Origin of the sequence: Zhongshania sp., assembly GCF_041584495.1 — a bacterium.
Lineage (GTDB): Bacteria > Pseudomonadota > Gammaproteobacteria > Pseudomonadales > Spongiibacteraceae > Spongiibacter.
Genome location: NZ_JBFHDY010000194.1, coordinates 1 through 3867, shown reverse-complemented (window position 1 = coordinate 3867; position 3867 = coordinate 1). Strand labels below are relative to the sequence as shown.

Annotated in this window: 10 protein-coding genes; 9 read left to right on the top strand and 1 reads right to left on the bottom strand. The window is 51.7% G+C overall.

The genetic code is table 11. The features are described from left to right. The first annotated feature begins 282 nt into the window (after nucleotides 1-282). The 9 genes from ABYP33_RS17815 (at nucleotide 283) to ABYP33_RS17775 (ending at nucleotide 2734) form a co-directional block, all read left to right on the top strand. Nucleotides 283-420, top strand: coding sequence for a DUF5763 domain-containing protein (locus ABYP33_RS17815; protein WP_373092562.1), 138 nt, complete (start codon nucleotides 283-285; stop codon nucleotides 418-420). Then, a complete protein-coding gene (locus ABYP33_RS17810) occupies nucleotides 417-605 on the top strand; it encodes a hypothetical protein (protein ID WP_373092560.1) in 189 nt (62 codons plus the stop codon). Before ABYP33_RS17815 ends, ABYP33_RS17810 begins: the two co-directional genes overlap by 4 nt. Next, nucleotides 605-1048: a hypothetical protein gene (locus ABYP33_RS17805; RefSeq protein WP_373092558.1), complete on the top strand. Its 444-nt coding sequence runs from the start codon at nucleotides 605-607 to the stop codon at nucleotides 1046-1048. The genes ABYP33_RS17810 and ABYP33_RS17805 overlap by 1 nt, the downstream gene beginning before the upstream one ends. A gap of 27 nt (nucleotides 1049-1075) precedes the next feature. Next, nucleotides 1076-1273: a hypothetical protein gene (locus tag ABYP33_RS17800; RefSeq protein WP_373092556.1), complete on the top strand. Its 198-nt coding sequence runs from the start codon at nucleotides 1076-1078 to the stop codon at nucleotides 1271-1273. A gap of 144 nt (nucleotides 1274-1417) precedes the next feature. Then, entirely contained in the window at nucleotides 1418-1603 is a 186-nt protein-coding gene (locus tag ABYP33_RS17795) for a hypothetical protein (protein WP_373092554.1), read from the top strand. Beyond that, nucleotides 1593-1904: a hypothetical protein gene (locus tag ABYP33_RS17790; RefSeq protein ID WP_373092552.1), complete on the top strand. Its 312-nt coding sequence runs from the start codon at nucleotides 1593-1595 to the stop codon at nucleotides 1902-1904. Before ABYP33_RS17795 ends, ABYP33_RS17790 begins: the two co-directional genes overlap by 11 nt. Before the next feature lie 73 nt (nucleotides 1905-1977). Further along, on the top strand, nucleotides 1978-2160 hold the full coding sequence (locus tag ABYP33_RS17785) for a hypothetical protein (RefSeq protein ID WP_373092551.1): 183 nt from the start codon (nucleotides 1978-1980) through the stop codon (nucleotides 2158-2160). Between the two features lie 83 nt (nucleotides 2161-2243). Then, complete coding sequence (locus ABYP33_RS17780) at nucleotides 2244-2438, top strand: hypothetical protein (protein WP_373092549.1); 195 nt, start codon at nucleotides 2244-2246, stop codon at nucleotides 2436-2438. Between the two features lie 65 nt (nucleotides 2439-2503). Next, entirely contained in the window at nucleotides 2504-2734 is a 231-nt protein-coding gene (locus ABYP33_RS17775; RefSeq protein ID WP_373092547.1) for a hypothetical protein, read from the top strand. Nucleotides 2735-2949: 215 nt separating this feature from the next. On the opposite strand, the gene ABYP33_RS17770 is transcribed toward ABYP33_RS17775, so the two are convergent. Then, nucleotides 2950-3867, bottom strand: a 918-nt coding sequence (locus tag ABYP33_RS17770; RefSeq protein WP_373092546.1) for a hypothetical protein, incomplete at its 5' end; no start/stop codon positions are given.

Genomic DNA, 3867 nt, shown 5'->3' with positions numbered 1-3867 from the left:
TCCCAGTGAATGAAAAGTAGGGGGCTTATAACAAATGGGTATAGAGGGATACGTGCTATACGGTGCCATTGTGTTTATGATGGTTTACTGTGAGATATTTGTGGGAGGGGTGGAAGCCCTCAAACAGCAGGAGGTGGGTGATGGGGTACATTAAGTTTATGTTTTGGTATTTTGTTGGTGGTGTAATTACAACAGCTTTTGTTCAGGGCTTGCTCTTGGCAGAGGCTTTTGTTTCCAGCGTGGCACACCCGCTATGTTTTGTTTGTTCGTAGGAGCCGAGTGATGATTAACATTTGGGTAAAAGACAAACCTACGCCAGCCTGCAAGGCAACGACCAAACACAAAAAGCGATGCAGGCGCAGAGGGTATTGGGACGGCTGGTGTAAGCAGCACCACCCGGCAACACAGGAGGTGGAGTGATGCGAACTAAAGTGATTCTTCTAAATGATGTGCCTCAATCCGATTTTAAGCGAGGCGACACAGGCTACATTGATGGTTATGTTAAAGCTGCCGACTCTCGCCCCTATGCGGTTATGGTGCGCTATAGAGACGGTCGATTTGAGCTGGTGTCAACCTATGTGATTAAAGCTCAGGGGATTAAGTGATGGGCAAGTATAACTCAGAACAAGTTGAATGGTTTCTGCAAGAAATCGCATCTAGTGATGCCGATGAAATTGAGTCGGACGAGCTGGAGATATTGGGCGAAAGCGCCGAAGGCGTTGAAGGCTTTTTTACCATATCTATTCGCGATGTTGCGGAGTCTGCCGCCGAAGAAATCACCCGCCTGCGCGCCAAGCTGGCTGAGGCTGAGGGGCAGGAGCCGGTGGCTTGGCTTATAGAAGAATGCGACAGCGCACAATGGTTGTCATTCGACAAGCGTTGTAAATACGCGCAACCACTCTACACCCACCCAGCACCCGCCAAGGTGCCGGAAGTTAACTTTGATGATGTGCCGGTGAGCGTTAAAGAGCTTACACCTGAAGCGGCTTGGATTTGTGGCTACTACGCCTACCGCGAAGCCATGCTCAAATCACAGGGCGGGGAGTGAGATATGTTTAGTTGCGGAACAGAGGCTATGGACTGGATTTCAAATAACTGTGAGCGATGCGCAAAATATAATCGCGAAAGCGCGGCAGACACGGAATGCGAGTTTAGCAACAAGCTAGGCATGGGATTTTTTGGTGAAGCGCCAACACCCGAAGAAGGCGCGGCTTACAACTGCAATGGCGACCCGAAAACAAAGTGTAGCCAGTTAATTGCTTTAAGCGCATAACCCTCGCAGCGAGGACATAGCGAATGAATATGCTTAGCATATCTGCGCCGTAAATTCACCAGCGGGAACAGCGTACCTGTTACGCGAGCGACGATTACCGCTGAGGAGTACGACCAACTCCAAAAGGAATGGATCACGCGAACAATGAGTAAAGAGGCTGCGCAGAAGATGGCGACAGATTTTTACTACTGGTGGCACAACCAACCCGGCGCGAATACTCAGCAGGGTTTTGAGGAGTGGTGGCAGCAGAATATGGAAGCCCAACCCTTGGCTTTGCGGCTGGCAAATGATGAACGAAACGAACATGAGGAACGAGACGATGACCACTGAAAACGAGCAAATCTCCGGCCAGTCCGGGCGCAGCGAAGCGGAGCAACAACAGCCTGTTGTTATGCCCTATTTTGCAAAGTGTTCGCTGGATAGCATTGTGTACATGAGGGGCGAAACGGTAACAAACAAGCCTGTAAACCTAGCTTTGTGCAAAAGCATACGGAAGGGAAAATTTGCCTGGTATCCCGATAACTGCGGAAGGCCCAGCATCCTGTTTGATGGCTGCGGTGTCGAGTGGGCATACAACAGCGAATCTGAACGCGATGCAGACTTTGATCGCATTAGTGGCAACCGGGCATAACCCCTGCGAACAGCGGGCGGCGATAGCCGATCCGCCCTGATTTGCCGTTGTTATACGGCTGGAGGCGAAAAGGATGATGAAGATTATTAGAAAGTTGTGGCGTGATCTACGGACGCAGCGGGAGAAAGATTTGGAAGACCTGATCTGCCATGCGTGGATGTACAGCAACTACAAAAATTGCGGCAGGGCAAAGATGACCACAGCGCAAAAGATGCTCTACGACGAAGTGATTGAGCGGCAGACCGCAGACGTATAACCCCGCAAAACAGAGGCGTAGCGAAGCGGAGTCCGATTGATTTTGCTTTGTTATACGTCATCACTTACTAACGGAGTGAGATTATGGAAATTGACAAAAAACAAGCAGCATCAATCCTTAACGACTTGGCGGATTTGGTGGATTTTTACGAGCGACAGAGTGCGGAAGGTCTTATCGACGGGGCGCACGACCCTTATGCAGCTGTACAGAGGGCAAAGATGGTTTTAGACGAGAGCGTGCCAAATTGGCGAAATGGCGGCTATGCGGCTGCCGTATAACCCCCAGCTCAGCGGCGGCGCAGCCGTCCGAGCGTAACGAAGTGAAGCGACTGGAGCGTGTTGTTATGGGCGAATCAACTACAGAGTACACACTGGTTGACGAAGACGGAGATGAAACCCGCGTGGTTTTTCTGCACCGCTCGTGCTGCTGTACAGCGCCGGGATGCGTGGACGATGAGATACAGATTTACGAAGACGGCGACGAACACTCATACCGGCTACAGGTGCCACGGTTGATGACGCCATACATCGAAGGGCTTTTTGATGGGGAATACCATCTCAAGAAAAGCCCATAACACCCTGAAACAAAGGCAGACCCTATAACACGTTAAAGGGTCTGCCCGACAAGGAGAAACCAATGAGAATAATCCCCCTGATTCTAGTCCTTGCGGGCTGCACAAGCCTGGATTCAATCGTAGAAGCCTGCCACTCCAAGGGTGGTCATGCTGTTGTAGTGGTTAATCCGGCGGTTACGGAGATACGGGGGGTTAGGTGTGAGTATCCCCTGCCCCTATGAGCGGGGCAACACCGTAACCCGCTCAACCTCTCCCGCCTTCTTATCGTAGGTAATTGCCCGCGCACCACGCCGGGATACGTAGCCACCCCTTGCAGCATAAGCATCCCGAGCCGCCAGCGTTGGGTGCCGCTCCACAATCGCACCTCCCATTTCTGCCATATCTTGCTCTGTTTGGTGGTAGTGGCCGGTATGGATGTAGGTGTAATTAGCCTTGCCCCACATTTCGCGATAGCGAGGCTCTGAGGCGAAAAGAGCGGGCAGGGATTTGTTTTTCATCTTATGCCCGTGGTGGAAGCCAAGCATGGTTTCGCCGTGTAGATAGGCGTAATACGGGAAGCTGGTATCATCCACTTCCACGCGCTTATTCAGCCGGAATATCTTTTTCATTGCCTTGCGTATCCAGCCCGAGCTAGCAAGGTCGTGATTGCCCTCACAAACGATGAGGCGCACCGTTTTGTGCTTCTTCAGCAGCATATCAACGGCAAGCATGGTCAGGTCAAGGGATAGCTCAATCATCCTATCGAAACGTGTATCAGCGTCCAATACGTGGCGATTCTGAGGCGTTACGGCGTCCAGACCATCCCAGTGTAGGAAATCGCCCTGAAGGTTCAGAATGCCAACCTCAGAGGCCGGAGACTTCGCCACCATATCGGATATGGCGTTGACCATAACCGCGCTGGCAATGTCTGTGTCCCAATCGTCGCCAGTTTCCTCGCCATAGGCGTACATGCCAAGGTGAAAGTCAGTGAGCGTGTAAAGGGTGAGTAATTCGGATTCTGTCTTTTTTGGGGCGGGGATTTTCGGGGCGGGCTTGTATTGAAGGTTTTCAAGGCAGTTGATTATAGCCTCTGCCGCCACGCCTTCGGGGCTTTGTCTATCCCAACTGCGCTCAATCTCGCCATTAGCGCCGCG

What these genes read in the sequence shown, in the direction of transcription:
- ABYP33_RS17800 (WP_373092556.1), top strand. Translation starts at nt 1,076, where the DNA reads ATGGACTGGATTTCAAATAACTGTGAGCGATGCGCAAAATATAATCGC.
- ABYP33_RS17805 (WP_373092558.1), top strand. Translation starts at nt 605, where the DNA reads ATGGGCAAGTATAACTCAGAACAAGTTGAATGGTTTCTGCAAGAAATC.
- ABYP33_RS17795 (WP_373092554.1), top strand. Translation starts at nt 1,418, where the DNA reads ATGAGTAAAGAGGCTGCGCAGAAGATGGCGACAGATTTTTACTACTGG.
- ABYP33_RS17785 (WP_373092551.1), top strand. Translation starts at nt 1,978, where the DNA reads ATGATGAAGATTATTAGAAAGTTGTGGCGTGATCTACGGACGCAGCGG.
- ABYP33_RS17815 (WP_373092562.1), top strand. Translation starts at nt 283, where the DNA reads ATGATTAACATTTGGGTAAAAGACAAACCTACGCCAGCCTGCAAGGCA.
- ABYP33_RS17780 (WP_373092549.1), top strand. Translation starts at nt 2,244, where the DNA reads ATGGAAATTGACAAAAAACAAGCAGCATCAATCCTTAACGACTTGGCG.
- ABYP33_RS17790 (WP_373092552.1), top strand. Translation starts at nt 1,593, where the DNA reads ATGACCACTGAAAACGAGCAAATCTCCGGCCAGTCCGGGCGCAGCGAA.
- ABYP33_RS17775 (WP_373092547.1), top strand. Translation starts at nt 2,504, where the DNA reads ATGGGCGAATCAACTACAGAGTACACACTGGTTGACGAAGACGGAGAT.